Source organism: Actinokineospora sp. UV203, from assembly GCF_056323665.1.
Genome location: NZ_CM150484.1, coordinates 1,345,680 through 1,369,965, shown reverse-complemented (window position 1 = coordinate 1,369,965; position 24,286 = coordinate 1,345,680). Strand labels below are relative to the sequence as shown.

The following is a 24,286-nucleotide window of genomic DNA, read 5'->3' as shown; positions in this document are numbered from 1 at the left end:
CATGCGCTCCGCCCGGTATTTCAGCGCCGTCGACTCGCACACCGAGGGCATGCCGACTCGGGTGATCACCGGCGGTGTCGGCGTCATCCCCGGTGCCACCATGGCGGCCCGCCGTGAGCATTTCATGGCGAACCTGGACCACCTGCGCGAGTTGCTGATGAACGAGCCGCGCGGCCACTCCGCGATGAGCGGCGCGATTCTGCAGCCGCCGACCCGGCCGGACGCCGACTGGGGTGTGCTCTACATCGAGGTGTCCGGCTGCCTGCCGATGTGCGGGCACGGGACGATCGGCGTGGCCACGGTCCTGGTGGAGACCGGCATGGTCGAGGTGACCGAGCCGGTGACCACGGTTCGGCTCGACACCCCAGCCGGTCTGGTGCTCGCGGAGGTGGCGGTGCGCGATGGCCGGGCGGAGCACGTGACCGTCCGCAATGTCCCCGCCTACGCGCACGAACTCGACGCCACGGTCCACGTCCCCGGCTACGGCGAGGTGCGCTACGACCTGGCCTACGGCGGCAACTTCTACGCGATCATCCCGCTGGAGACGCTCGGCCTGCCGTTCGACCGCGCCGCCAAGGACCCGATCCTCACCGCCGGACTGTCCATCATGGACGCCATCAACGCCCAGCGCAGGCCCGCGCACGTCGCCGATCCGAGCATCAGCGGGTGCAAGCACGTCCAGTTCACCGCGCCGGGTCACGAAGGCAGTCACTCCCGCAACGCGATGGCCATCCACCCCGGCTGGTTCGACCGCTCGCCCTGCGGCACCGGGACTTGCGCCCGGATGGCCCAGTTGCATGCCCGTGGTGAGCTGAAGCTGGGGGAGGACTTCGTCAACGAGTCCTTCATCGGTACCCGCTTCACCGGCAGGCTGCTCGAGGAGGTCCCGATCGGCGACCGGCTTGGTGTCCTGCCCACGGTGACCGGCCGCGCCTGGATCACCGGCATGGGCCAGTACCTGCTCGATCCCGAAGACCCGTTCCCCAGGGGGTTTGAGCTGTGACCCGAGTCGTGTCCACGTCGCCGCAGCGACCGTCGGATGTGGTCGTCGATGTGCCGGTGACCGAGCCCGCCGCCGTTCTCGCCGCCGCGGCACAAGCCCGTGCCGCGCAACGGGAGTGGGCTTCGGCCGCACCCGGTGTCCGGTCGGCGGCCCTGGCGGCGGTCGCTCAGTCGGTCGCCGACAACGCCGCCGAGTTGGCCGCGCTGGCGGTGCGCGAGGTCGGCAAACCCGCCGCGGAGGCGGCCGGTGAGGTGGCCCGGACCGTCGCGCTGCTGCGGTATTACGCGCAACAGGCGTTCGATCCGATCGGCGAGACCTACCCGACCGGGGCGGGTCTCGGGTTCACCGCGCGCAGGCCGCGCGGGGTAGCCGGGTTGATCACCCCGTGGAACTTCCCGCTGGCGATCCCGGTGTGGAAGTCCGCCCCCGCCTTGGCTTTCGGCAACGCCGTGCTGATCAAGCCGTCGCCGGACGCCACCGCGTGCGCCATGCGGCTGACCGAACTCTTCGCCGCCCACCTGCCGGCGGGCTTGTTCTCCGTGTTGCCCGGAGCGGCGGAGACTGGCGCGGCCCTGGTGTCCTGTGTGGACGTGGTGTCGTTCACCGGGTCCGGCGCGGTCGGCCGCGGCATCGCGGTCGACGCCGCGCGACGCGGTATCCCGGCCCAGTGCGAGATGGGCGGGCTCTCGGCGACGATCGTGCTGCCCGACGCCGACCTCGACCGCGCGGCGACTGACATCGCTTACGCGGCAATGGGTTTCGCCGGACAGAAGTGCACCGCGACGAAGCGCGTGGTCGTCGTGGGCGACAGCGGACCGATCGGCGAGGTGCTCGCGAGCAAGATCGGCGAACTCGGCTTCGGCGATCCGGCCGAACCCAAGGTCGTGGTCGGACCGGTGATCAGCGAACAAGCCCGCGACCGGGTGGCGGACGCGGTGACCCACGCCCGCGCTGAGGGTGGCCGGGTGGTGTCGTCCGGCACGCGAGCGGGCGATGAGGGCTGGTTCGTCGGCCCGACGGTGATCGCCGGACTCGCGCCGGATGCCACGCTGAACCGCGAAGAGGTCTTCGGCCCGATCACCACGCTCACGTCCGTCCCGGACCTCGATGCCGCGCTGACCATGGCGAACGGCACCGACTATGGGCTGGTCACGGCCGTCTACACCGCGGACTTGGATGTCGCCCTGGCCGCGGCGGACCGCTGCGAATCGGGGATGGTGAAGGTGAACGCCCCGACCGCGGGCGTCGACTTCCACCTGCCCTTCGGCGGCGAGAAGGACTCCGGCTACGGCGGCCGCGAACAGGGCAAGGCCGCGGCTGCCTTCTACACGTCTTCCCGCACTGTGCAGATCGGAGCGAACCGGTGACCCGACCTGCGCGACGTGACCCGAGTCGACTCGTTGAGGCGGCTGGCTTTCGTGACTTCGTCGGCTCGGGTTGGGGTCCCGGTGATCGGGAGGTGTGCCTGCCGGGTGGTGCGGCCGAGGCCGCGCGGGAGCACCGGCGGCGGTTGACCGATGCCCTGCCAGGCAAGCGGATCGTGGTCGGGGCCGGGTGGGCACCGGTCCGGGCCAACGACACCGACTACGGTTTCCGGCCGGACAGCGACTTCTCGTGGCTGACCGGCTGTCACGCCGAGGGCGCGGTGCTCGTGCTGCGGCCGGGACACGACGCGGAATTGTTCCTGCGTGAGCCCGCCGGCCCGGACGAAGCCGACTTTTTCGCGAACGCGCGCGACGGTGAACTCTGGATCGGCCCGACACCTGGGCTCGCCGAATGGTCGGAGGCGCTGGGTCTCCGGTGCCGGTCGCTGGAGGAACTGCCGTCCGCGGTGCGCGGGCGAATCCCGGAAATGCTCGCGACCCCGGGCGTCGACCCGCTCCTCGACGCCTTGGTGCCCGGTGCGCCCGGTGGCGAGCTGCGCCGGACGCTCGCGGAGTTGCGGCGGATCAAGGACGACTGGGAGATCGGGCAGCTGCGCCACGCGGTCGACGCCACGATCCGCGGGTTCGAGGACGTGGCCGGGGAACTCCCGGCCGCGGTCAAGGGCGGCGGCGAGCGGTGGCTGCAGGGCACCTTCGACCGACGGGCCCGAACCGAGGGCAACGGCGTCGGCTACGCCTCGATCGTCGCGGCCGGTCCGCACGCGCCCGTCCTGCACTGGGTGCGCAACGACGGTCCCGTGCCGGAGGAATCGCTGCTGCTGCTCGACGCGGGGGTCGAGGTCGACACCCTCTACACCGCGGACATCACCCGCACGCTGCCGGTGTCGGGGGAGTACAGCCAAGTCCAGCGCCAGGTCTACGACCTCGTGCTCACGGCCCACCGCTCCGCGCTCGCCGCGGTCCGCCCCGGCGCGGGCTACGGCGCGTTCCACACCGCCGCGATGCGGGTGCTGGCCCAGGGTTTGCACGACTGGGGCCTGCTCCCCGTCTCGGTGGATGAGTCCCTCGAAATCGGCAACCAGCACCACCGCCGCTACATCGTGTGCGGTGTCGGGCACTTCCTCGGTTTGGATGTGCACGACTGCGCCCATTCCTCGGCGGAGATGTATCACGACGGGGTGCTCGCCGAGGGCATGGCGTTGGCGGTGGAACCGGGCCTTTACTTCCACCCCAACGATCTGACTGTTCCGCCGGAGTTGCGCGGGATCGGCGTGCGGATCGAAGACAACGTCGTGGTTACGGCGCAAGGCATCGAGGTGTTGTCGGCAGCCCTCCCGACTGCGCCCGCCGAGTTGGAGGCTTGGGTCAGGCGTCAGCAAGGCTGATCGTGGGGTTGGTCAAGAGGATGCGGGCCAGTTCGGACGGCTGGGAAACCATCGGCCAATGGCCGGTCCGCATCTCCTCTGACCGCCGGCTCGCACTCGTCAGCAGCTCGATGACATCATCGGTCGGCTTCGGCCCGTCGAGGAGGCACTTGATGTACGTCGCCGGCAGCTCGCTGAGAGGTCGAGTGAGCTCGACGGGTTCGGTCAAGGTCGAGCAGGGATGTGGGGTGGAACCCACCACAAGACGGGGGATCTGTTCGCTTCGCCGCGCGGCTTCCCCGGTGGGGATTCCCGCATAGCTGTGCCCGACCAGGACAACATCACGCAGGTCATGCTTCTCGATCTCGTCCACGATGTCCTCGACGTGGGTTCGCAGGCCGGCAGGCACACCGTGGACACAGCACTAGTTCAGCCGAGGGTGAACTTCCGGGTGCGCGAGCCACCACGGGCGGAACACCGGGCTCTCCATGGCGTGGTGGGTGTAGGCGGCGGCGGAGGCGTCGTGGATCCGGTGGATCTGGTTCTCCGTCAGCCTTTCCCGGCGCCACGCCAGCACCAGGCGCATCCGCATTGGCTCGTCGGCGAGCGGGCGGACGACCAGGCCGTCGCAACCCATCGAGGTCGGTTCGACCAGTTGCACCGCCTGGCCGGACCTGATCAGCTGCCGCCCACCCCCGCTGGGCACCTCGAAGCGGATCCGCGGAACGAAACCGGCCCCGCGGCACGCCGAGCGCAGCGTCGCCAGCGAGCCGTCGTCGGCTCCGGGCGGACAGATCCAGGAGTCGTCGGCCAAGTCCGCCAAGGGAATCTCCGCCAGGCGGGCGGACGGATGGGTGTCCGCGACAGCCACGAAGACCGGCACGCGCGGTACCAGAGTCCGGTACATCACCTGTGCGCCAAGGGGAACATCCTTGTCGTCGGACATGCCGATCAGGGCCGCGTCGAGTCGGCCGTGGGCCAGGGAGTGGGCGAGCATCGTGCTTGACGGCTCCACCTGAAGCCGGATCTCGGCTTCCGGCAACTTCTCGTCGAGTTGTGCGACCAACGTGGCGACGCACTCCATGTGCGCCGAACCCATGCGCAGCACGGATTGGGCGTTCGGGCGCACCAGGTCGGCGCTGAACGCGTCGAGTTCGACCAGCAGCACCCGCGCGCGGCCCAGGACGCGTTCGCCCAGGGCGGTGGGCGCGGTTCCGGTGCGGCTGCGCAGGAACAGCTGCCCGCCCACCGACCGCTCGACGCGCTGCAACAGCAGGGTGAGCGACGGCTGGGACACGCCGAGGGCGGACGCGGCCTGCGAAAGGCTGCCCGTCTCCGCGATAGCGCAAATGGCCCTCAGGTGTCGAAACTCCAGGTCCATAAGCAAAGACTATAGAGCCAAATCATTACCAGCGGATCCCTCTCGGTGTGACTCTCCCTCAATGCGCGATGGTGTTGATACCAAAGGAGGATCTCCGTTCGCGCGGCCATGGAGGCCTTATCCCCTGCACGCCGCCCAATGCGGCAAACTCCCTGCACCGGAGACACACGTGATGAGATTTCGTCCGCGGCCCGGGTTGGTCCTGCTGACCCTGCTCGCCGCCACCCTGGGATTACCGGCCCCGGCCGCCGTCGCCGCACCTGAGCGCCTGCCCGCGACCGCGCCACCGCCAGTCGCCCAGTCCCACGGCACCGCCCGTGAGTCCAGGACGCCGACGCCACTGACGGATCGCGGTCCGATCCCGGCCACCACACCGCGAGAGAGTGGCGTATCGGCCGCACAGTCCGCCGCGGCCTGCGACCCGGAGGAGTTCACCAGCCGCACGGGGGCCGCGCTGGTCCAGCACATCCGCGTGTCGACGCTGGACTGCGTCAACTCGCTGTTCACGCTCACCGGAAGCACCGCCACCGGAGCCTTCCGCGAGGCGCAGATGGTGAGCGTCGCGTATGGGCTGCGGGACAACGCCGTCGCCTACCCCGGCGACAACTCCACCGCCACCGGCCAACTCGTCCTCTACTTGCGCGCCGGGTATTTCGTCCAGTGGTACAACCCCGATGTCGTCGGCCCCTATGGTCCGACGCTGCGCACCGCGATTCAGGCCGCGCTGGACACCTTCTACGGCAACTCGCGGGCGTTCACCGTCAGCGAGGCCAACGGCGCGACGCTGTCCGAGGCGGTGACACTGATCGACAGCGCGCAGGAGAACGCACGCTACCTGGGGGTCGTCCGCCGCCTGCTTTCCAGCTACACCAGCGCCTATGACGCCTATCCGTCGATGGTGTCGGCGGTCAACGGTGTCTACACAGTACTGTTCCGCGGCCACTACCTGCCCGCTTTCGTCTCAGCCGTGCAGAGCGATCCGGCGGTCATCGACTCGCTCAACGCGTTCGCGCTGGCACATCTCACTCTTCTCGGCACCAGCCGCGCGTACCTGACCACCAACGCGGGCCGGGAGATGAGTAGGTTCCTGCAGCACGACGCGCTGCGGACGAAGGTGCGCCCGCTTGCCAAGGGCCTGCTCGACCGCAGCTCGATCACCGGCCCGACCGGCGGCCTCTGGATCGGCGTCGCCGAGATGGCCGACGCCTACGACAAGGCCAACTGCGCCTACTACGACGTCTGCGACCTGCCCGCCCGCCTGAACGCCGCGATCCTGCCGATCACCCACACCTGCTCGGCCGCGCTCCGGATCCGCGCCCAGGCCATGACCGCCCCCGAACTGTCGGCTTCCTGCACGAGCCTGGCCAACCAGGACGCCTTCTTCCACCGCGTGGTCAGCGACCCCGGCCCGGTGGCGAACGATCACAACACGACGCTGGAGGTGGTGGTCTACGACTCCAGCACGGACTACCGGACCTACGCGGGCACGATGTTCGACATCGACACCAACAACGGCGGCATGTACCTCGAAGGCAACCCGGCGACCGCGGGCAACGTGCCGCGCTTCATCGCCTATGAGGCGGAGTGGCTGCGGCCGACGTTCGAGGTGTGGAACCTCAACCACGAGTACACCCACTACCTCGACGGCCGCTACAACATGTACGGCGATTTCCCGACCACCGTCAGCACCCCGACCGTCTGGTGGATCGAGGGCGTCGCCGAGTACGTGTCCTGGTCGTACCGCAACCTGGCGAACACGGCGGCCATCGCGGAGGCGGGCAAGAAGACCTACGCCTTGAGCACCCTGTTCGACACCACCTACGACCACGACGCGACCCGGGTATACCGCTGGGGTTACCTGGCTGTCCGCTACATGATGCAGTCACACCCCGCCGATATGACGACGGTCCTCGGCCACTACCGCGCGGGCAACTACACAGCCGCCCGCACCCACCTGAAGACCACGATCGGCACCCGCTACGACGCCGACTGGAACACCTGGCTCACCGCCTGCGCGGCCGGCGACTGTGGAACCGGTAACCGCCCGCCCACAGCCGACTTCACCTACACCGTGACCGGGCTGACCGCCGCGTTCACCGATCGCTCCACCGACACCGACGGCACGGTCACCGCCCGTCGTTGGGAGTTTGGGGACGGCGGCACATCCACCGCCACCTCACCGACCCGCACCTACACGGCAGCGGGCACCTACACCGTCCGCCTCACCGCGACCGACGACAAAGGCGCGACCGCGACCACCACTCGCTCGGTCACCGTCACGGCCGCACTCCCCGAGTGCACCACCGCCGACACCCGCGCACTGGGCAAGAACTGCCAGCGCACCAACCGATCCGCGGTGAACTCGGGGTACGACTACATGTACCTGTGGGTCCCGACCGGAACCGCTCAACTCCGAATCACGGCGAGTGGCGGTGCGGGCAACTGCGACCTCTACTACAGCCCGACCAACTGGGCCACCACGGCCACGGCCACACACAGGTCGGTCACCAGCGGCAACAACGAGTCCGTCGTGGTGGCGAACCCACCAGGCGGCTACGTGTACATCAGCCTGAAGGGTTCCACCGCCTGCTCCGGCGTCACCGTCGCCAGCAGGTACTAGGCAACAGACAACGGGCCCGCCGGTGAGTTCACGCACCGGCGGGCCTCCTGTCCCGCCACCAGCCATGCCAGCTGTCCGATCACTGTCACCGATTGAGCGCACGGGCAAACGCGAAATGGATCGGATGTTCCCCCGAGGTTGTCAGCCGAGATCGCGGCAACCAAGGGGTTCCGTAGACCTAGGTGACGAGCACCTGCATCAAACTATTAAGTAGTCACTATCAAGATATCCGATGGACCCGAGAGAGCACGACGTTCGGTTCGCGAGCTGCTCACCCAAAAGCGCATCGACGGGAGGGCGCCGAGGCATGCGGCGGGGCGGACGGAGCCGTGTTCGGGGCCAGATCAGCCGGTGAGCAGGGTGTTGGCGAGCGCGAGCAGGGCGGCTTCGAGGTCCTTGGCTGACGTCCGCTGGTGCAACGACCAGTCGTAGACCACCGAGTTCAGCGCACCGATGAGGGCGAGGCCGGCGAAGCGGAAGTCCCGGGGCGGGATCTCGCCGCGGGCGACCGCGGCCTCGCCCTCGTGGGTGACCGTGGCGATGATGGCTTCGCGGTACTCCAAGCGGGCCTGTTCGACCTTGGGGCTGGCGCCGACGACCTCCACGAAGCTGACCCGGACCCGGCGGGGGTCGGCGATGATCGTGTGCAGATACGCGGTCACGGCCGCGACCAGGCGGGCCTCGATCGGGGTCGCCGGGGCTTCGGCGAGGGCGGTGGCCGTGGCGGTGAGGGCGGCCTCGGTGATCTGGGAGTGCAGCGCGATCAGGACCGCTTCCTTGTTGGTGAACTCGTGGTAGAAGTGCCGCGTCGACACTTTCGCCGCTGAGCAGAGTCGGTCGATGGGGGTCACCTGGTAGCCCTCGGTGCCGAACAGGTCGAGCGCGGCTTCCAGCAGGCGCTCCCGGCGGGCGGCGCTGCGTTCTCCCGCGTCGCGGCCCGAGTAGCGGCGCGTCACTGGCTCGGTCATCGGCTCGGTCATGTCTCCAGCTCTTGTCATCGGGGTCGCGTAGGCCTACGGTAGCGGCCAAGCTCAAAGCGAAAAGATGTATTTTCGATTATGGAGGGTCGGCCCATGAAACGCACGGCACGTCTGGCATTGCTGGTGTTGGCGGCAGGATCGCTGGTCGGTGGCGCGGTTGTCGCCGTCCCGGCCGCGACCGCGGCGCCGGACGCGGTCGTGGAGCCCGACCTCGACCCGTTCTACCGGCCCGCCCCCGGCTTCGAGGCCGCGCGCCCGGGCACGGTGCTCAAGAAGCGCGACGTCACCGCCGCTGGGCTGCCCGCAATGCAGCTGCAGGTGCGCAGCAACGACGCGAAGGACCGGCCGGTCACCGTGGTCTCGACGCTGATCGTGCCGTCCACCCCGTACCTCGGGCAGCGGCCGCTGCTGTCCTATCAGCCGGCGACCGACAGCCTCGGCGACCAGTGCAACCCCTCGTACACCCTGCGGACCGGCACCGAGAAGGAGGCCGCGCTGCTCGGTCTGGGGCTGGCCAAGGGCTGGGCGGTCGTCGTCACCGACTACCAGGGGCCGCGCGACGCCTACGGCGCCGGGCGGATGGAGGGGCACGCGGTGCTTGACGGCATCCGCGGCGCGATCTCCGTGCCGGAGGCGGGCCTGGCGAAAGCCAAGATCGGCGTCTGGGGTTACTCGGGTGGGGCTCTCGCCTCGGGCTGGGCGGCCGAGTTGCAGCCCACTTACGCGCCGGAACTCCGAATCTCGGGAGTCGCGGCAGGCGGCACCCCAGCCGACCTCGCCTTGGCCGCCGAGACGATGGACGGCGGCCCCTTCTCCGGACTCGGCCTCGGCGCGGTCAACGGCCTGATGCGCGAGTACCCGGAGCTGGAGACCCTGCTCAACGACGCGGGTCGCGCGCTGCGGGCCGACATGGACGACATGTGCGTCGGGGACCTGGCCGTCAGCTACCCGTTCCGCAAGCTGAGCGAGTTCACCACCTCGCCCGACCCGCTGAACGAGCCGGTCGGGCGCGAGGTGCTGGCGCTCAACCGAATGGGCGCGCAGGCACCCACCGCGCCGGTCTACCTCTACCACTCGAAGTTCGACGAGCTGATCCCCTGGACCGCGGGTGACGCCGTCCGCCGCGAGTGGTGCGCGAAGGGCACGAAGGTCACCTTCCACACCGACTACCTCAGCGAGCACAACGTCCTCGCGGTCACCGGCGCCCCGGCCGCGGTCGCCTACCTCAGCGCCCGGTTCTTCGGGCTGCCGGTCACCGACGCCTGCTGACCGGGGGACGGGCGGGCCCGCGTTCTCGGTCGCGAGTCGCCCCGCCAGGCAACCGAGTCGCCCCTTCCGGCAACTGAGTTCGACATTCGTGCCATCGCGAATGTCGAACTCAGTCGCTGGAAGGGGCGACTCGGTTGCTGGAGGGGGCGACTCGCGGTTGCTCGGTGGGGTGTGCCGATTGGGTGCGGGCGATACGGTGATCGCCGAGTCTGGCCGACAGGCGGGAGCCGGGGATGCAGGTCGTCCTGTACGTCATGGTCACGCTGCTGGGTCTGGCCGTCGGCTCCTTCCTCAACGTGGTGATCCACCGCGTGCCGCGCGGCGAGTCCGTGGTGAGTCCGGCGTCGCGCTGCCCGAGCTGCGGGAAGCCGGTGCGGGCCCGGCACAACATCCCGGTGGTCGGCTGGCTGGTCCTCAGCGGACGGTGCGCCGACTGCGCCGCGCCGATCGGGGTCCGGTACCCGTTGGTGGAGCTGGGCACGGCGCTTGTCTTCCTCGTGGTGGCCGTGCGGATGTGCCAGCTCGGGCTGGTGTCCGCGCTGCCCGCGTACCTGTGCTTCGCGGCCGTCGGCATCGCGCTCGCCCTGATCGACCTCGACGTGCGGCGGCTGCCGTCCGCGATCATCCTGCCGTCCTACCCGGTGCTCGCGGTGCTGTTGGCGGTGTCCTCGGCGGTGCGCGACGACTGGTGGTCGCTCGGCCGGGCCGGGATCGGCGCCGCCGCCCTGTTCGCGTTCTACTTCCTGCTGGCGCTGGTGTACCCCGCCGGGATGGGGTTCGGCGACGTGCGGCTCTCGGGCCTGATCGGCGGCGTCCTCGCCTACCTGTCGTGGTCGACACTGGTCGTCGGCGCGTTCGGCGGGTTCGTGCTCGGCGCGGTGGTCGGCGTCGCGGTCCTCGCGGCAGGCCGGGGTGACCGAAAGACCGCGCTTCCGTTCGGGCCCTTCATGATCCTGGGCGCCCTGCTTGCCTTCTTCGTCGCCGAGCCCATCGCGAACTGGTACCTGGTCACCGTGGGCTGGACCAGCTGAGCACACTGACCTGGCGTCGGCCCGCCAGCGGGGTGACCGGGTCGGCGTCGACGAACGCGACTTTCGCCCGGAGGCTGGGTGTCCCGCTGGTCGCGCACGGCCCGGGGGACGGGCAGAGGTAGACGCTGAGGTACACGCTGAAGACGAACCCCGGCGAGTCGTCGGGGACTTCGATGACGGGTCCGCCGTAGGAGAAGCTGCCAGTCAGCTTCACCCACAGCGAGCGGGTCACGACGCCGAAGCGGAACACCTGCTCGGAGGCGTTGTTCAGGGTGATGTCGAGCGCGGCGTGCGGGGCGTAGGTGGTGCCCTGGACGTAGAACTGGTTGTTGGGACTGCCATCCGAGGTCACCAGTGCGCACCGGGAGGCGTTGCCGAGCCCGGTGTAGGGGGCCGCGGTGACGCAACCCGAGCCCGCCCGGAACGCCGGCGCCACATAGGTGAGGTCGAGCTGGACGGCGTCGATGTCGGCCACGCTCGCCCTGTCCAGCGAGACCTTGAGGTCGATCGTCACGCCGGTGAAGGTCCCGTCGTGGATGGACTTCGCGAGCGCGCCGGTGCGGGCGGGGTCGACGGGGACCGCGGTGGTCTGGAAGACGGGTGAGCCGGGCCGCCCGGCGGCGGAGGCGGTTATCGGCGTGCCGCCCTGCGGTGTCAGTGTCACCTGGAGGGCGTCGCTGCGCGAGACGTCGGAGTGCCGGTGGGTGACCTTCACCGCGGCCGACTTCAGGACCGATCCGGCCGGGATGGGAGACGGCGGCGCGAACCCGCTGGCCTTGATGGTCGTGTCGTCCTTCTTCGTGGCTGTCCAGGTGGCGAAGTTGACCGTGTCCGCGTTGGCGAGCGCCGCCGCCGTCGCGGTCGCGCCGAAGGCGCCCTGGCCTGGGACGTCCGTGACCTTGAGGTCGGTGAGCGCGGTGTCGGTGTCCGACCCGGACTTCAGCCCGTAGACAGCGACCGGTGGTCTGGTGGTGCTGTAGGTGCCGCAGATTTCCGCCTGACCCGCCTTGACCGCGAGTTGGCTGTCGTTGCCGAAGATGAACTGGACGCCGACGGCGTTGGCGTCCTTGATCGGGTTGTTGCAGGAGCCGGGGATCGTGGGGTTGAGCGGTGGCTCGGCGATCACCTGACCCGCTCCGTTGACCGGGGTGCCCGCGACGAGTTTCCCGGTGTCGATCGTCCAGATGTTGCCGCCCGCCGAGGGGAGCCGGGGATTGGCGTTGGGACCGGTGTTGTGGAAGTCGAAGTAGTACGCGCCGGGCTTGAACCACCAGACGCTGTTCTTGCAGGCACTGCCGTTGCTCATCATCGACGTCAGGGCGTTCGCGTCGTCGTAGTAGCCGGGCTCGAAGATGATCCGTCCCGTGCTCACGCACAGGGGCGGTTTGCGATGCGGCGGCGCGGCCGCGACGGCGGGCAGGTAGTTCGGGTCTTCGCCGAGGGGGTTCGCGGGCGCGTAGGGGCACGACGGGGGTGACGGGTCGCTGATGATCGTCCCGGTGCAGCCGGTCCGCCCATAGACGCGGGTGTTCGTGGCCAGGCTGCCGTTGACGACGTTGATGTTGGAGTTCGAGAACACGACGCCGCGCACGCGGAACATCGAACCGCTGGGCTGCTGGATGTTGACGCCGTCCTCGCCCGCGTGCGTCCCGAGCGCGAGGATCGCGCTGCCCGGCCGGTTGCACATCGACAGCGACGGGCACTGGATGAGGACCTTGGACGGGTCGGCCCCGCACGCCACCGTCGCCGCGCCCGCACCCACGATCCCGTCGAGCGAAAGTGTGTCGGCGCCGCCGAAGCAGTGCTGCCCGGGGGAGTTGTTGTACGTGCTGTTGCGGATCGTGTTGATCGCCGCCGCCATCGCGCCGTCCGATGTGGACGCCGTGGCGCCCTGGTCGCGCAGGGCGATGGTGGTGCGGATGCTGGTGCCGGAGAAGGAGAGCAGCGCGAGCAGGCCCAGGCTGATCACCATGACCAGGACCAGCACCAGGATCAGCGCCGCACCACTGTCGTCGTGACGGCGTCTCATGTCTGCCTCCGCTGCCCGTTCAGGCTGATCTCATAGGGGTCCGCGTTCGGCGTGGTGACGGTGAACGTCAGCGTCACCCGCTGCGGCACGGCCGCGGTGTCGCACGCCCCGCCGCAGTCGACGATGAGCGTCGCCGGGTCGACGTAGTGCGCGACGACGATGTCGGCGACGGTGCCGCCCGCGCATTTGATCCGGTGCAGTTCGCTGACAGGGCCCATGGGCGCCAGGTAGTAGGCGACGACGTCCACGCTCGACGCCGGCGCGGCGGCGGAGTTGTCCCAGCGCTCGGACAGCAGGCGGATCTTGGCGGTGGGCGTCGCGGCGGTGCCGCACACGTGCCCGCCCGCGTCGAAGGCCGCGTCGAGCTGGATGGACGGCTTGAACGCGACACCGGTCAGGCCGTGCGCGGCGGCGTAGTCGCGGATGCCGACGGTGGCGATGTCCTGGCCGAAGTAGGTGGCGCTGATCTGCGAGTCGTGGGACAGCTGCAGGCGGGCCGTCGCGCTCGCCGACTGGCGCAGTCCGGCGATGACCAGCCCGGCCAAAGGCGCGCTGATCACACCGAGGATCACGATCGCCATGAGCAGCTCGACCAGGGTGAACCCGGCATCATCACGGCTGCGGCGAGTCAGGTGCATATCGGCTCCCCAAGGCCGCAGGGCTTGCGGATGACGATGACGCCGCGTTCGGTGGCCCGGCCGTCGTTGCCCGCCACCTGCAGGGTGAGCTGCTGCAACCCGGTGTCGGTCCCGCACGAGACCTGCCAGGCCGTGCCGTTCCAGTACTTCATCGCGGTGACCGCGGAGGTGTACCCGGCGGGGACGGTGAATCCGGCGGGGGCGGCGTAGGTGGCGGGCCCGGCGCACGCGACGTAGCCGCCGTTGGCGACACTCGTGCGGATGGCCTCGCCGAAGTCGCGGACCATGGTGCCCGCGGTGGACTGCTTTCGGTGCACGTCGGAGGCGAGCACGCTGGTGGTCAGGCCCGCGCCGATCGCGACCGCGCCGATACCGAGGATCACCACGGCGATCAGCAGTTCGAGGAGCGTCTCGCCCCGGTCGTCGGCCGCCATGTCAGGACACCTGGTTGAAGATGCCGTACATGGCCGAGACCAGTGCCACGGCGACGAACCCGACGACCACGCCCATCACGACGATCACCGCGGGCTCGAACAGCGCGGTGAGCTTCTTGAGCTTGTAGTCCAGTTCGCCCTCGTAGTACTGGGCGGTGACCTCCAGTTGCGCGTCGAGGGTGCCGGTCTCCTCGCCGACCCGGATCATCTGCCCCGCGGTGGTGGGAAACAGCCCGGTCGCGGCGATGGGCTTGGCCAGCCCCTCGCCTTCGAGGAGGGCCTCGCCGACCCGGGACAGGGCGCCGACGAACACCCGGTTGCGCAGCGACTCCGTGGCGACCCGCAGCGCCTCCGGCAGCGGGACGCCCGCGCTGACCATGGAGGAAAGGATGCGGCTGAACCGCTCGACGAGGGCGAACTGGATGGTGGAGCCGACGACGGGCAGCGAGAGGAAGAGCTTGTCCCGGGCGTAGCGGCCCCGGGTCGTGCGCACCACCCCGAAGATGATCAGGGCGAGGAGGACGAAGCCCGTGCCCAGCGCCCACCACCATTCGGTGAGGAAGTCGGTGACAGCCAGCAGCATCCGGGTCGGCAGCGGCAAGGTGGCGTCCAGGCTGTCGAAGAAGACCTTGAACCGGGGGAGCACGAAGCTGGCCAGCACGACGACGGTGATCAGCGACATGCCCGCGATCATCGAGGGGTAGATCAGCGCGGACTTGATCTTGCGTTTGGCTTCGAGGTCGCGTTCGAGGTACCGCGCGAGCCGGTCGAGGACGCTGTCGAGCTTGCCGCTGAGCTCCGCCGAGCGCAGGATCCCGCGGTAGAACTCGGGGAAGATCTTCGGGTGCCGGTCGAAGCACTCCGAGAGCTTCTCGCCCCGGCGCAGCCCGTCCTCGACCTCGCGCATCATCTTGCGCACGGAGGAGTTGTCGGCTTCCTCGCCGAGGGTGCGCACCGCGTCGATCAGCGGCAGGCCGGCCTTGATGAACGCGCCGAGCTGCCGCGACAGGTGCATGACCTCTTCGCGCTTGACCCGCGGCGCGGTCAGCTCCTTGCGGAGCACGCCGGCCTTCTCGATGACCTGGATGTCGCGCAGTTCCTGCTCGTAGAGGGCGAGTTCGGCGGCTTCGCGGGTGTCGGCCTTGTGCGTCCCGGTAGTCGGACTCCCGTCGGGACGCGTCGCGCTGTAAGCGAATTTGGCCATCTCAGCTCCCGATCACGTAGACGGAACGCAGGACCTCGGCGACGGTGGTCACACCGGTCTCGACGAGATGCGCGGCGGCCTCGGACAGCGTGCGCATGCCCTCGTAGCGGGCCAGCTTGCGGAACTCCTCGTGCGACGCGCGGGAGAGGATCAGGTCCCGGATCGGTTCGCTGACCGGCATCATCTCGTAGACGCCGATGCGTTCCAGGTAGCCGGTGTTCGCGCAGAAGTTGCACCCGGCGCCGCGGACGAATCCGTTCCGCGGCGGCGCCCCGCCGAGCGAGTCGAGGAACATGAGTTCCTCTTTGGACGGTTGGTAGTACTCGGTGCAGTACGTGCATACCCGGCGCACCAGGCGCTGGGAGAGCACCGCGGTGACCGAGGAGGCGATGAGGAAGTTCTCGATCCCCATGTCCAGCAGGCGGTGCAGGGCCGCGGCGGCGTCGGTGGCGTGCAGTGAGGAGAGCACGAAATGGCCGGTGAGCGCGGATTGCACGGCGATGCGGGCGGTCTCCACGTCGCGCACCTCGCCGACCAGGATGATGTCCGGGTCCTGCCGCAGGATCGACTTGAGGCCGCCGGCGAAGGTGATGCCCGCCTGCTCGTTGATCTGGATCTGGTTGATCGACGGGAAGGTGTACTCGACCGGGTCCTCGATGGTCATGATGTTGCGGTCCGGGCTGTTGATCTCGCCCAGCGACCCGTAGAGGGTGGTGGTCTTGCCACTTCCGGTCGGGCCCGCGCAGATCACCATGCCGTATGGGGAGCGCAGGAGCGCGGCGTAGCGCTTCGCCATCTCGGCGGGCATGCCGAGTTGTTCGAGGCGGAAGAGCGGACGGCTCTTGTCGAGCAGCCGCAGCACGACCTTCTCGCCGCCGATCACGGCGGTGGTCGACACCCGGATGTCGACCGCGCGGCCCTCGACGTCCATGCTGATCTGCCCGTCCTGCGGGCGGCGGCGCTCGACGATGTTCATCCCGCCGATGATCTTGATCCGGCTCACGATCGCCGGGCCCATCGATCCGGGCAGGTCGAGGACGTCGTGCAGGGCGCCGTCGATGCGGAAGCGGATCCTGATCCGCTCCGGCTGCGGTTCGATGTGGACATCCGACGCCCGGTCCCGCAGGGCCTGGGTGATGATGAGCTGCACGACCTGCACGACCGGTGCCTCGTCGTTGGCCGAGACCGCCGCCACGGTCCGAGCCGCCGTCTTGCGCAGCACGTCGCGCGCCTCGAAGTCCTTGACCCGCGAGTCGATTCCGGTCAGCGCCCGGTAGGTGGCGCCGATGACGTGCAGGATGTCCTCCCGCCGGGCCACCTTCACGGTGAACGGCATCCCGGCTGCGGCGCGCAGTCCATTGAGGACCGCGTCGGACGGGTCGGCGACCGCGAAGGCCACCCCGTTGCCGGTCTTGAGCTGCACCGCGACCAACTCGCGCGCGGTCGCTTCCTTGATCAGGGCGGTCGCCGCCGGTTCGGGGGTGACCGAGCGCAGGTCGACCTGCTGCATCGGGCGCTGCCCCCGCGCCTTGGCGTGTTCGGCCGCGGCGTCGGCCAGGCTGCCCATGATCGGCTGGTCCACCGGTGCGGGCATGGGGGTGTCGGTGCGCTTGCCGAGTCTCATGACGCCACTCCAGCGCGGAATCGGGGACGGGCTTCGATGTCCTTGGGGTAGAGGCTGCGGGCGGCGGCGTCCTCGTAGGTGATTCGGCCTGCCTGCACGAGATCCGACAGCGACTGCTCGAAGGTGACCATGCCCTCGTTGCGGCCGGTGATCAGCGAGTTGCGGAGCTGGTTGGTCTTGCCTTCTTTGACCAGGTTGCGGATCGCGGAGTTCGCGACCAGCACCTCGAACGCGGCGACCATGCCGCCGCCGGTGGCCGGGATCAGCCGCTGGTAGACGATCCCGGTGAGCGCGGCGGAAAGTTGCACCCGCACCTGCGACTGCTGCTCGGCCGGGAAGACGTCGATCATGCGGGCCAGCGACTGCGCGGTGTCGTTGGTGTGCAGCGTGGCGAAGACGAGGTGGCCGGTCTCGGCGATGGTCAGCGCGAACCGGATCGACTCCAGGTCCCGCATCTCGCCGACCAGCAGCACATCGGGGTCCTCACGCAGCGCGCTGCGCAGGGCGTTGGCGAAGGACGCGGTGTCGCTGCCCACTTCGCGCTGGTTGACCGCGGAGCGCTTGTGCTCGTGGACGTACTCGATCGGGTCCTCGATGGTGATGATGTGGCAGGCCCGCTCGGTGTTGATCCGGTCGATCACCGCGGCGAGCGTGGTCGACTTGCCGGACCCGGTCGGCCCGGTGATCAGGACGAGTCCCTGGTGCTGGCGGGCGAACTGGCCGAGCACCGGGGGAAGACCGAGCTGATCCATGGAGGGGATCACGCGGGGGATCATGCGCAGCGCCACGGCGGTGTCCCCGCGCTGGGTGAACGCGTTGCCGCGGACCCGGGCGTCGTCGCGCCAGGAGAAGGAGAAGTCGTACTCGTGGTTGCGTGCCCAGTGCGCGATCTGTTCGGGGGTGAGCAGTTCGGCGAGCAGCGCGTCGGTGTCGGTGGCGGTGAGCACGGGCTCATCGGGCAGTGCGTGCAGCTGACCCTGGATCCGTAGTTGGGGCGCCATACCGGCGGTGAGCAGGAGGTCGGTGGCGCCTGCCTGCCACACGGCGTCGAGCAGCGCGTCGACATAGCTGCCGAGAGCGGGACCGTGCATGGCGAACCTCCGGATTTCGTGCCGTGTGGATCGGATGGAAGTGAGGGGCCGCCGCCCTGCACGGCGGCCCCTCACCGGCTTGTAGCTAGCATTTGGCTCCGGGGGTGACGGTGCCGCTGGCGTCGGTCGTCACGCCCGATTTGAGGGCCGCGTCGCTGCGGATGAAGCCATTGGTCTTCAAATTGGCCATCGTCGCGTATGAGCCGAACTTGGCGTAGTTCGCTTCCTGGGCGACTTCCAGGGTCTTGACGTCCGCCTGGCAGGCGGCTTTCTCGCCTCTGTCGTTGATGCCGTTGACGGCGAAGACGACGATTCCCGCGAGGACGCCGAGGATCACGATGACCATCAGTAGTTCGATGAGGGTGAAGCCCTTCTCGTTCTTACGGGCCTGGTGGACTCTGTCGAGCAACGCGTTCATGGTTTCTCCCTGAGTGTGTGTTGGTGGCATGTCTTGCTAGGAAGCGTTTTCGGACACCTCCTCGCCGCGGATCCGCGTGTCGGCGAACCGGCGGACGGCGGTGCTGAAGGGGTGTCGTGGTGCGGACTCGGTGAGCGGCACGCCCCGGTTGATCGAGGCGGCGAGCTCCCAAGTGGACGGAAGGTAGGCGGCGATCGGGTTGCGCAGGATCTCGTCGATGTCCGCCGCCGTCAGGCCCGTCCCGGCGTCGGCGCGGTTCACCACGATCGCCCGGCTGTGCTGCCGGATCGAGAGCAGGTCGAGCATGTCGAGGGTGGCCCGCAGGTGCGTCAGGGCGGGCCGCTCCGGCGTGGTCAGCAGGACCCGGTGGGTGGAGAGGTCGAGCGCGGTCAGCACGTGCGCCGAGAGGCGGGTCGGGGTGTCGACGACGACGTAGTCGTAGCGGGTCGACAGCAGGATCAGCAGGTCGCGCACCAGTGTCGCGGGCATCCGCTCGGCGTCGCCGGGCCGGGCGGGCGCGGGGACGCAGTCCAGTCCGGGCCGGTAGGCGGCCAACGGCATGGTCATCCAGACCGTGTCACCGACCGACAGCGTGCCGCGGGGTCGGAGCGCGAGGGTGGTGGCGATGTCGCCGTAGGCGAGGTCGAGGTCGACGAGGCAGACCCGGCGGGCCGCGGCGTTCAGGGCGACGGCCAGGTTGGTGGCGAACGTCGTCTTGCCGCAGCCGCCTTTCGGTGCGAACACCGTGATGACTTGGCCCTGGTCCGTCACGTCGATCACCTCCTCGCCGGATGAGGAGAAGCGTGGGCCGGACGGGGGTGTGGGCGGCATCGGGCGATCGGCCGGACGGCGGATGTCCGACGGGCCGACGGTGACGGCCCACCGGCCGACACCTGTCGGCCGATCGACCGACAACGGAGCCGACCGATCACCCTCAGTAGGGACTTTGGTCCCGGATGCCGCCGGATGTGTAACTTTCGGGGCTGTCGGACCGAAAGGTAGTTGAATGCTTAAACAGCCTGTTCGGGGCGCGGGGACGGACCGGCAGACCGGAGGAACGATGTCGATCCGCCTTGCCGTCGTCGACGGACATCCCCTCACCCGATACGGGCTGGCCGGACTGGTCGCCGAGCACGATGACATCGAGATCGTCGCCGAATGGGGTTCTGTGGCCGCCGCCCGCGCGATCATCGAAGTCCGGCCGACCGTGGTGACGATCGACGTGGACCTGCCCGACGGCGACGGACTCCAGCTGGCCCGCGAGTTCCGCGACCGCGACCCCGACCTCGGCATCGTGGTGCTCACGTCGAGCGCCCGCGACGACATCCTGTTCCGCGCCCTGGACTCCGGGGTCTCGGCCTTCGTCGGGAAGGCGGCGCCGATGGCCGAGGTCTTGGGCGCCATCCGCCACGCCGCTGTCGCGGCGACGTCGTTCACCGCCACCGGCCTGGTCCACGCCTTGGCCCGCAAGCGCGACACGGAGACCCGCTTCGCCCTGAGCCCCCGCGAGCGCGAGGTGCTCCTGCTGCTGCGCGACGGCCTGTCGGTGCCCGCGATCGCGCGATCCACTTACGTGAGCCCGTCGACGGCCAAGACGTACGTAGCGCGCCTCTACGAGAAGCTCGGCGCCAACAACCGCGCCCAAGCCCTCATGACCGCCCTACGCCACGGCCTGATCCACAACGACGAGATCCCCGCCGTCATCTGACCGTTCCAAACACACGCGAGTCCCCACCCCACGACACTGAGTTCTCATTTCGCGACACACCTGAAATGAGAACTCATTGTCGGGAAGTGGGGACTCGCGGGTCAGCAGTCCCAGGCGGTCTGCGCGGTGCGGGAACCGGTCGACAGGTCCAAGCCGCCCCAGGCGCGGGTGCGGACGCCGGTGGTGGCGACCGGGGTGGAGACCAGCTCCCGGGTGGGCCGGGCGGCGCTGCGGAAGCCGAGGGGTCTGCGAGCCGGAGTTCGCGGTGATGATGCCCGCCTTGACCTAAGCACCTGGCCAGAAGTCTCGTCCGAAACCTTGGGGTAGCCAGGGGCTGGTCCAGGGTGCGGCGGTGGTGAGTGTCTGGTCGGTGGTTCGGCCGCGGAAGTAGGTGTGGGTCTGGCGGACGCGGTCGGCCATGGTGGCGGGTGCGGTGTTGGCGATCCACTGTTTGAGGCCTGCCCAGACTCGTTCGACGGAGTTGTCCTGTGGGCTGTATTTCGCGCGCCGGCATGTCGCGGCGCTGAGGTGGAACCGATCGGGAGTGGGCGGTGTAGACCTACCGACAGGACGCACCGACTAGGAGTAGCGATCAGCGACGCGGAGGCCGTGGCCAGGGTGCGCGCCGGGGATTCCGGCGCGTACGGCGATCTCGTGCGCGCTCATGCCGGTGTCGCCCTTCGGGTCGCGGTGTTCCTCGGCGCCGGGGCGGACGCGGAGGATGTCGTGCAGGAGTCGCTGGTGAAGGCGTACCGGGCGCTCGGCGGCTTCCGTGCGGACGCGCCGTTTCGGCCGTGGCTGCTGCGGATCGTGGCGAACGAGACCCGCAACGCGCAGCGTTCGGCGAAGCGGCGTGGGGCCACCGAGGCCGCCGCCGTGCTGCCCGAGCCGGTGGAGGACCCGGAGCTGTCGGCCGAGGCCCGGGCCCGGCGCGCCGAGGTGTTGGCCGCTCTTGAGGTGTTGCCCGAGCCCTATCGGCTGGTCGTGACCTGCCGATACCTGCTCGACCTGGACGAGCGGGAGACCGCGACCGTGCTCGGCTGGCCGCGCGGCACGGTGAAGTCGCGGCTGTCGCGGGCGCTGCGCAAGCTGCGTGTGTCGCTGGAAACGGACCTCGCCCATGACTGACCCGCTGATCCGCGAACTCCGCGCCCTAGGGGACGACCTCCCGTCGCCCGCGCCCGCCGACGCGCTCACCGCCGCCGTCCTGGCCCGGGTGGCGAACGAGCCCGTCCCCGCGCGGGCCTCGCTGCCGCGCCGGGTCGTGTGGTGGCTGCGGGCCCGCTGGCGGGCGCTGGTGTCCCTGCTGACCGGGCTGGTCCTGGTCGCCGCGCTCACCCCGCCGGTGCGCGCGGCCGTGGCGCAGTGGCTCGGGATCGGCGCCGTCGAGGTCCGCACATCGACCGGCGCGCCCCCGGCGACCGCCCCGCCGCCGCCGACCGCGGCCCGCGGGATCAGCGTCGAGCAGGCCCGGGACCTGGTGGCGTTCGACGTCGTCGTGCCCGCGGAGCTGGGGACGCCGTCCGGGGTGGAGGTGTCCGCCGACCGGGCCGTGGTGTCGCTGAGCTGGCCGGGCATCCGGCTCGACCAGATCGGCGCCCGACTGGCGCCCTACTTCATCAAGACCGTCTACGACCAGGTCGAGTTCACCACCGTGCGCGGGTCCGACGCGTTCTGGCTGCCGGGCGCGCACGAGGTGGTCGTGCAGTCCGCGGACGGCTCCCAGCGCCGGGAACCCGCCCGCCTCGCCGGCCGCACCTTGCTGTGGCAGTCCGGCGCGGTCACGCTGCGGCTCGAAGGCGACCTCGACCGGGAACGCGCGGTCGCGATCGCCGAATCGGCGCGCTGAACGGGAACCGCGCGGCGGTGGCCGGTGTATCCCCACCAGTCACATCCGAGGAGGCACCGCCATGCGCGCGACTGTTCTGACTTTGCTCACCGTGATCGGCTTGCTGGTTCTCAGCGCGGGCCCCGCGGCCGCGGGCGGCCCGACGAGCGTGGTGCTGACCATGCCCGAGAACCAGCGGGCGGCGGCGCTCTACCACTCCGATTCCACCTATATCCGCCTCGACGGCGCGCTCAGCGGCGGTGCCGCCGCGTCCCCGTACGAGTCCAATTCGTACGTCACCGCAACCTGGCTGATCCACGACGTGGAGGTGTGGCGGACTGACCGGATCCACCTGACGCCCGCCGGCCCGGTGATCGAGACCAGGACCATGAACGGGACCGAGCGGGGAATCTGGGACGCGCCCGCGTCCTGGCACACCAGTTCCTCGCCCAAGGAACTCCTCGCCATGCTCGACACGCTCGGCCTCACCTCGGGGCCCGCGGCAGCCCGGATCGCGGAGTCCGCGGAGGCGGCGCCCGCGCCGACGCCGGTCGAGCCGGTCGCGGACGTCAAGTGGGAGTGGGGGATCGGCGGCCTCATCGCCGGGGCGCTGCTCACCGTCGCGGCCGTGCTGCTGCGTCCGCGCCCGCGGGGACTGCCGTCGTTCAGTCGGCCGCGGCCCGCTCCGCCGCTCCCGTGATGTTGCGGGCCATCCCGCCGAAGACGACACCGTGGAACGGCGCGATTCCCTTCCAGTAGGCGTGCCCGGCCAGCCCGTGCGGCTCGAACACCGCGCGCTGGCGGTAAAGGGCGCCACCGTCCGCCGTGGGCTCGACGCACAGTTCGAGCCACGCGCGGCCGGGCACCTTCATTTCCGCGCGCAGGCGCAGCATTCGCGGTCGCTCCAGGCGTTCCACCCGCCACCAGTCCAGCGCCTCGCCCACGTGCAGCCGCCTCGGGTCGCGTCTGCCGCGGCGCAGGCCGACACCGCCGGTGAGTCGGTCGATCAGGCCGCGGACCGACCACGCCAACGGGAACGAGTACCAGCCCCGCTCACCGCCGATCGACTCGATGACGTCCCACAGCGCCTGCGGGCTCGCCGACGTCGAGTGCTCCCGGATGTCCTCGTACACCGAACCCCCGGACCACTCCGGGTCCGACGGCAGCGGATCGGAGGGTGCGGTCGGCCAGGCCGCGTCCGACCAGCGGGTGGGCACGTCGGCGTTGCGGATGCGGGCCAAGGCCAGTTCGACGGCCTGCTCGTAGTGCAGCAGGCCGGGTGCCGGGTCGGGGATGTGCTTCTCGATGTCGTGGTCGCGGCATACGACCTCGTGCACGACCGACTCGATCAGCGGGACGGCGATGCTGCGCGGCACCGGCGTGACCAGGTTGACCCACTGCGCCGACAGCCACGGCGTGAGCACCGGGACGGGCAGCACCACCCGGCGCACCAGCCCGGCGACGACCGCGTAGCGGCGCATCATCTGCAGGTAGGTCAGCACATCCGGCCCACCGATATCGAACGCCCGCGACACACTTCCGGGCAGATCGGCGGCCGCGACCAGGTAATGCAGCACATCGCGCACGGCGATCGGCTGGATCCGGTTGTGCACCCAGCGCGGCGTGATCATCGCGGGCAGCCGCTCGGTCAGGTAGCGCAGCATCTCGAAGCTGGCCGACCCCGACCCGATGATCACCGCGGCCTGCAGCACCGCGGTCGGCACGCCGCCGGCGAGCAGGATGTCGCCGACCTCCGCGCGGGAACCCAAGTGGTCGGACAGGTCGCCGGACTCGGGCAGGATCCCGCCGAGATAGACGATCCGCGCCACACCCGCCTCGCGGGCACACTCGGCGACCACCGTCGCGGCACGCCGGTCGATCTCGACGAAGTCCGCCCGATTGAGTGAGTGGACGAGGTAGTAAACGACCTCCTGCCCCGCCATCGCGGCCCGCACCTGAGCGTGGTCGGTGACATCACCTCGGACGACCTCGACGGCGTCACGCCAGGGGACTTCGGCGAGTTTGTCGGGTGTCCTGGCCACCGCCCGGACCTCGTGGCCCGCCTGAAGCAGTTCGGGCAGCAGCCGCCCGCCGATGTAGCCGGTCGCGCCGAACACCACACATCGCATCAGTCGATTCTGGGTGCGGCGCTCATGGGCCGCACAGTGAGCTCACTGCGCACCGAACGGCAACCGCCGACCCCGTCGGAACGCGACGGCCTAGCCCACGGCCTGGCTGGAGGCGCCACCATCCTGAATCGCCTGGGTCGAACCACTCAA

At 69.8% G+C, this 24,286-nt stretch carries 23 protein-coding genes and 1 pseudogene; 10 read left to right on the top strand and 14 right to left on the bottom strand.

Features of this window, described 5'->3' with window-relative positions:
* Position 1: 1 nt before the first annotated feature.
* Genes ACUZ2Y_RS06050 through ACUZ2Y_RS06040 form a run of 3 tightly spaced genes read left to right on the top strand, consistent with a single transcriptional unit; the run spans position 2 to position 3,773 of the window.
* On the top strand, positions 2 to 1,003 hold the full coding sequence (locus tag ACUZ2Y_RS06050) for a proline racemase family protein (protein ID WP_476327735.1): 1,002 nt from the start codon (positions 2 to 4) through the stop codon (positions 1,001 to 1,003).
* Positions 1,000 to 2,370 carry an aldehyde dehydrogenase family protein gene (locus tag ACUZ2Y_RS06045; protein WP_476327733.1) on the top strand — a complete coding sequence of 457 codons (1,371 nt, stop codon included), beginning with the start codon at positions 1,000 to 1,002 and terminating at the stop codon, positions 2,368 to 2,370. Before ACUZ2Y_RS06050 ends, ACUZ2Y_RS06045 begins: the two co-directional genes overlap by 4 nt.
* Positions 2,367 to 3,773, top strand: a complete 1,407-nt coding sequence (locus ACUZ2Y_RS06040; RefSeq protein WP_476327730.1) for an aminopeptidase P family protein — start codon at positions 2,367 to 2,369, stop codon at positions 3,771 to 3,773. Before ACUZ2Y_RS06045 ends, ACUZ2Y_RS06040 begins: the two co-directional genes overlap by 4 nt.
* On the opposite strand, the gene ACUZ2Y_RS06035 is transcribed toward ACUZ2Y_RS06040, so the two are convergent.
* Both ACUZ2Y_RS06035 and ACUZ2Y_RS06030 read right to left on the bottom strand, forming a co-directional pair.
* Positions 3,754 to 4,125 carry a hypothetical protein gene (locus tag ACUZ2Y_RS06035; RefSeq protein ID WP_476327728.1) on the bottom strand — a complete coding sequence of 124 codons (372 nt, stop codon included), beginning with the start codon at positions 4,123 to 4,125 and terminating at the stop codon, positions 3,754 to 3,756. The two genes, ACUZ2Y_RS06040 and ACUZ2Y_RS06035, sit on opposite strands and share 20 nt — an antisense overlap.
* Positions 4,126 to 4,176: 51 nt before the next feature.
* Positions 4,177 to 5,133 carry a LysR family transcriptional regulator gene (locus tag ACUZ2Y_RS06030; protein ID WP_476327726.1) on the bottom strand — a complete coding sequence of 319 codons (957 nt, stop codon included), beginning with the start codon at positions 5,131 to 5,133 and terminating at the stop codon, positions 4,177 to 4,179.
* A gap of 172 nt (positions 5,134 to 5,305) precedes the next feature.
* On the opposite strand from ACUZ2Y_RS06030, the gene ACUZ2Y_RS06025 reads away from it, so the two are divergent.
* Entirely contained in the window at positions 5,306 to 7,753 is a 2,448-nt protein-coding gene (locus ACUZ2Y_RS06025) for a collagenase (protein WP_476327724.1), read from the top strand.
* A 344-nt stretch (positions 7,754 to 8,097) separates the two neighbouring features.
* Here the strand turns inward: ACUZ2Y_RS06025 and ACUZ2Y_RS06020 are convergent, their stop codons facing one another.
* Positions 8,098 to 8,721 carry a TetR/AcrR family transcriptional regulator gene (locus tag ACUZ2Y_RS06020; RefSeq protein ID WP_476327722.1) on the bottom strand — a complete coding sequence of 208 codons (624 nt, stop codon included), beginning with the start codon at positions 8,719 to 8,721 and terminating at the stop codon, positions 8,098 to 8,100.
* Positions 8,722 to 8,826: 105 nt separating this feature from the next.
* Between ACUZ2Y_RS06020 and ACUZ2Y_RS06015 the strand changes: the two genes are divergently transcribed.
* Complete coding sequence (locus tag ACUZ2Y_RS06015) at positions 8,827 to 10,002, top strand: lipase family protein (protein WP_476327720.1); 1,176 nt, start codon at positions 8,827 to 8,829, stop codon at positions 10,000 to 10,002.
* Between the two features lie 233 nt (positions 10,003 to 10,235).
* Positions 10,236 to 11,033 (top strand): prepilin peptidase, encoded by a 798-nt coding sequence (locus tag ACUZ2Y_RS06010; protein ID WP_476327718.1) that lies wholly within the window; start codon positions 10,236 to 10,238, stop codon positions 11,031 to 11,033.
* Here the strand turns inward: ACUZ2Y_RS06010 and ACUZ2Y_RS06005 are convergent.
* From ACUZ2Y_RS06005 to ACUZ2Y_RS05970, 8 genes are all read right to left on the bottom strand, one after another.
* Complete coding sequence (locus ACUZ2Y_RS06005) at positions 11,011 to 13,062, bottom strand: hypothetical protein (protein WP_476327716.1); 2,052 nt, start codon at positions 13,060 to 13,062, stop codon at positions 11,011 to 11,013. The two genes, ACUZ2Y_RS06010 and ACUZ2Y_RS06005, sit on opposite strands and share 23 nt — an antisense overlap.
* Positions 13,059 to 13,700, bottom strand: coding sequence for a prepilin-type N-terminal cleavage/methylation domain-containing protein (locus ACUZ2Y_RS06000; RefSeq protein WP_476327714.1), 642 nt, complete (start codon positions 13,698 to 13,700; stop codon positions 13,059 to 13,061). The genes ACUZ2Y_RS06005 and ACUZ2Y_RS06000 overlap by 4 nt, the downstream gene beginning before the upstream one ends.
* Positions 13,691 to 14,134: a type IV pilus modification PilV family protein gene (locus ACUZ2Y_RS05995; protein WP_476327712.1), complete on the bottom strand. Its 444-nt coding sequence runs from the start codon at positions 14,132 to 14,134 to the stop codon at positions 13,691 to 13,693. Before ACUZ2Y_RS05995 ends, ACUZ2Y_RS06000 begins: the two co-directional genes overlap by 10 nt.
* 1 nt (position 14,135) lies before the next feature.
* Positions 14,136 to 15,338: a type II secretion system F family protein gene (locus tag ACUZ2Y_RS05990; RefSeq protein ID WP_476327710.1), complete on the bottom strand. Its 1,203-nt coding sequence runs from the start codon at positions 15,336 to 15,338 to the stop codon at positions 14,136 to 14,138.
* A gap of 1 nt (position 15,339) precedes the next feature.
* Positions 15,340 to 16,962, bottom strand: a complete 1,623-nt coding sequence (locus tag ACUZ2Y_RS05985; RefSeq protein ID WP_476327708.1) for a GspE/PulE family protein — start codon at positions 16,960 to 16,962, stop codon at positions 15,340 to 15,342.
* Entirely contained in the window at positions 16,959 to 18,053 is a 1,095-nt protein-coding gene (locus ACUZ2Y_RS05980) for a type IV pilus twitching motility protein PilT (protein ID WP_476327706.1), read from the bottom strand. Before ACUZ2Y_RS05980 ends, ACUZ2Y_RS05985 begins: the two co-directional genes overlap by 4 nt.
* An 85-nt stretch (positions 18,054 to 18,138) precedes the next feature.
* Positions 18,139 to 18,471, bottom strand: a complete 333-nt coding sequence (locus ACUZ2Y_RS05975; protein ID WP_476327704.1) for a type II secretion system protein — start codon at positions 18,469 to 18,471, stop codon at positions 18,139 to 18,141.
* Between the two features lie 36 nt (positions 18,472 to 18,507).
* Positions 18,508 to 19,302: a CpaE/TadZ family protein gene (locus ACUZ2Y_RS05970; RefSeq protein ID WP_476327702.1), complete on the bottom strand. Its 795-nt coding sequence runs from the start codon at positions 19,300 to 19,302 to the stop codon at positions 18,508 to 18,510.
* Between the two features lie 229 nt (positions 19,303 to 19,531).
* On the opposite strand from ACUZ2Y_RS05970, the gene ACUZ2Y_RS05965 reads away from it, so the two are divergent.
* On the top strand, positions 19,532 to 20,179 hold the full coding sequence (locus ACUZ2Y_RS05965) for a response regulator (protein WP_476327700.1): 648 nt from the start codon (positions 19,532 to 19,534) through the stop codon (positions 20,177 to 20,179).
* A gap of 101 nt (positions 20,180 to 20,280) precedes the next feature.
* On the opposite strand, the gene ACUZ2Y_RS05960 is transcribed toward ACUZ2Y_RS05965, so the two are convergent.
* Both ACUZ2Y_RS05960 and ACUZ2Y_RS05955 read right to left on the bottom strand, forming a co-directional pair.
* A complete protein-coding gene (locus ACUZ2Y_RS05960) occupies positions 20,281 to 20,472 on the bottom strand; it encodes a hypothetical protein (RefSeq protein ID WP_476332165.1) in 192 nt (63 codons plus the stop codon).
* Positions 20,465 to 20,683: pseudogene (locus ACUZ2Y_RS05955) on the bottom strand (IS630 family transposase); the annotation flags it as partial. The gene ACUZ2Y_RS05960 and the pseudogene ACUZ2Y_RS05955, both read right to left, overlap by 8 nt.
* Before the next feature lie 105 nt (positions 20,684 to 20,788).
* On the opposite strand from ACUZ2Y_RS05955, the gene ACUZ2Y_RS05950 reads away from it, so the two are divergent.
* The 3 genes from ACUZ2Y_RS05950 to ACUZ2Y_RS05940 all read left to right on the top strand — a co-directional run bounded on the left by ACUZ2Y_RS05950 (position 20,789) and on the right by ACUZ2Y_RS05940 (position 22,707).
* Positions 20,789 to 21,307: an RNA polymerase sigma factor gene (locus tag ACUZ2Y_RS05950; RefSeq protein WP_476327698.1), complete on the top strand. Its 519-nt coding sequence runs from the start codon at positions 20,789 to 20,791 to the stop codon at positions 21,305 to 21,307.
* Positions 21,300 to 22,028 carry a hypothetical protein gene (locus ACUZ2Y_RS05945; RefSeq protein WP_476327696.1) on the top strand — a complete coding sequence of 243 codons (729 nt, stop codon included), beginning with the start codon at positions 21,300 to 21,302 and terminating at the stop codon, positions 22,026 to 22,028. Before ACUZ2Y_RS05950 ends, ACUZ2Y_RS05945 begins: the two co-directional genes overlap by 8 nt.
* Before the next feature lie 61 nt (positions 22,029 to 22,089).
* Complete coding sequence (locus ACUZ2Y_RS05940) at positions 22,090 to 22,707, top strand: hypothetical protein (protein ID WP_476327694.1); 618 nt, start codon at positions 22,090 to 22,092, stop codon at positions 22,705 to 22,707.
* On the opposite strand, the gene ACUZ2Y_RS05935 is transcribed toward ACUZ2Y_RS05940, so the two are convergent.
* A complete protein-coding gene (locus ACUZ2Y_RS05935) occupies positions 22,673 to 24,136 on the bottom strand; it encodes an SDR family oxidoreductase (RefSeq protein WP_476327692.1) in 1,464 nt (487 codons plus the stop codon). The two genes, ACUZ2Y_RS05940 and ACUZ2Y_RS05935, sit on opposite strands and share 35 nt — an antisense overlap.
* Positions 24,137 to 24,286: the final 150 nt, after the last annotated feature.

Bases quoted from the DNA above. Each gene is read 5' to 3' on its own strand.
- ACUZ2Y_RS05995 (WP_476327712.1), bottom strand. From the start codon at position 14,134: ATGGCGGCCGACGACCGGGGCGAGACGCTCCTCGAACTGCTGATCGCC.
- ACUZ2Y_RS06030 (WP_476327726.1), bottom strand. From the start codon at position 5,133: ATGGACCTGGAGTTTCGACACCTGAGGGCCATTTGCGCTATCGCGGAG.
- ACUZ2Y_RS06050 (WP_476327735.1), top strand. From the start codon at position 2: ATGCGCTCCGCCCGGTATTTCAGCGCCGTCGACTCGCACACCGAGGGC.
- ACUZ2Y_RS06005 (WP_476327716.1), bottom strand. From the start codon at position 13,062: ATGAGACGCCGTCACGACGACAGTGGTGCGGCGCTGATCCTGGTGCTG.
- ACUZ2Y_RS05985 (WP_476327708.1), bottom strand. From the start codon at position 16,962: ATGAGACTCGGCAAGCGCACCGACACCCCCATGCCCGCACCGGTGGAC.
- ACUZ2Y_RS05935 (WP_476327692.1), bottom strand. From the start codon at position 24,136: ATGCGATGTGTGGTGTTCGGCGCGACCGGCTACATCGGCGGGCGGCTG.
- ACUZ2Y_RS06015 (WP_476327720.1), top strand. From the start codon at position 8,827: ATGAAACGCACGGCACGTCTGGCATTGCTGGTGTTGGCGGCAGGATCG.
- ACUZ2Y_RS06010 (WP_476327718.1), top strand. From the start codon at position 10,236: ATGCAGGTCGTCCTGTACGTCATGGTCACGCTGCTGGGTCTGGCCGTC.
- ACUZ2Y_RS05940 (WP_476327694.1), top strand. From the start codon at position 22,090: ATGCGCGCGACTGTTCTGACTTTGCTCACCGTGATCGGCTTGCTGGTT.
- ACUZ2Y_RS05965 (WP_476327700.1), top strand. From the start codon at position 19,532: ATGTCGATCCGCCTTGCCGTCGTCGACGGACATCCCCTCACCCGATAC.
- ACUZ2Y_RS05945 (WP_476327696.1), top strand. From the start codon at position 21,300: ATGACTGACCCGCTGATCCGCGAACTCCGCGCCCTAGGGGACGACCTC.
- ACUZ2Y_RS05980 (WP_476327706.1), bottom strand. From the start codon at position 18,053: ATGCACGGTCCCGCTCTCGGCAGCTATGTCGACGCGCTGCTCGACGCC.
- ACUZ2Y_RS06000 (WP_476327714.1), bottom strand. From the start codon at position 13,700: ATGCACCTGACTCGCCGCAGCCGTGATGATGCCGGGTTCACCCTGGTC.
- ACUZ2Y_RS05990 (WP_476327710.1), bottom strand. From the start codon at position 15,338: ATGGCCAAATTCGCTTACAGCGCGACGCGTCCCGACGGGAGTCCGACT.
- ACUZ2Y_RS06025 (WP_476327724.1), top strand. From the start codon at position 5,306: ATGAGATTTCGTCCGCGGCCCGGGTTGGTCCTGCTGACCCTGCTCGCC.
- ACUZ2Y_RS06020 (WP_476327722.1), bottom strand. From the start codon at position 8,721: ATGACCGAGCCAGTGACGCGCCGCTACTCGGGCCGCGACGCGGGAGAA.
- ACUZ2Y_RS05970 (WP_476327702.1), bottom strand. From the start codon at position 19,302: ATGCCGCCCACACCCCCGTCCGGCCCACGCTTCTCCTCATCCGGCGAG.
- ACUZ2Y_RS05975 (WP_476327704.1), bottom strand. From the start codon at position 18,471: ATGAACGCGTTGCTCGACAGAGTCCACCAGGCCCGTAAGAACGAGAAG.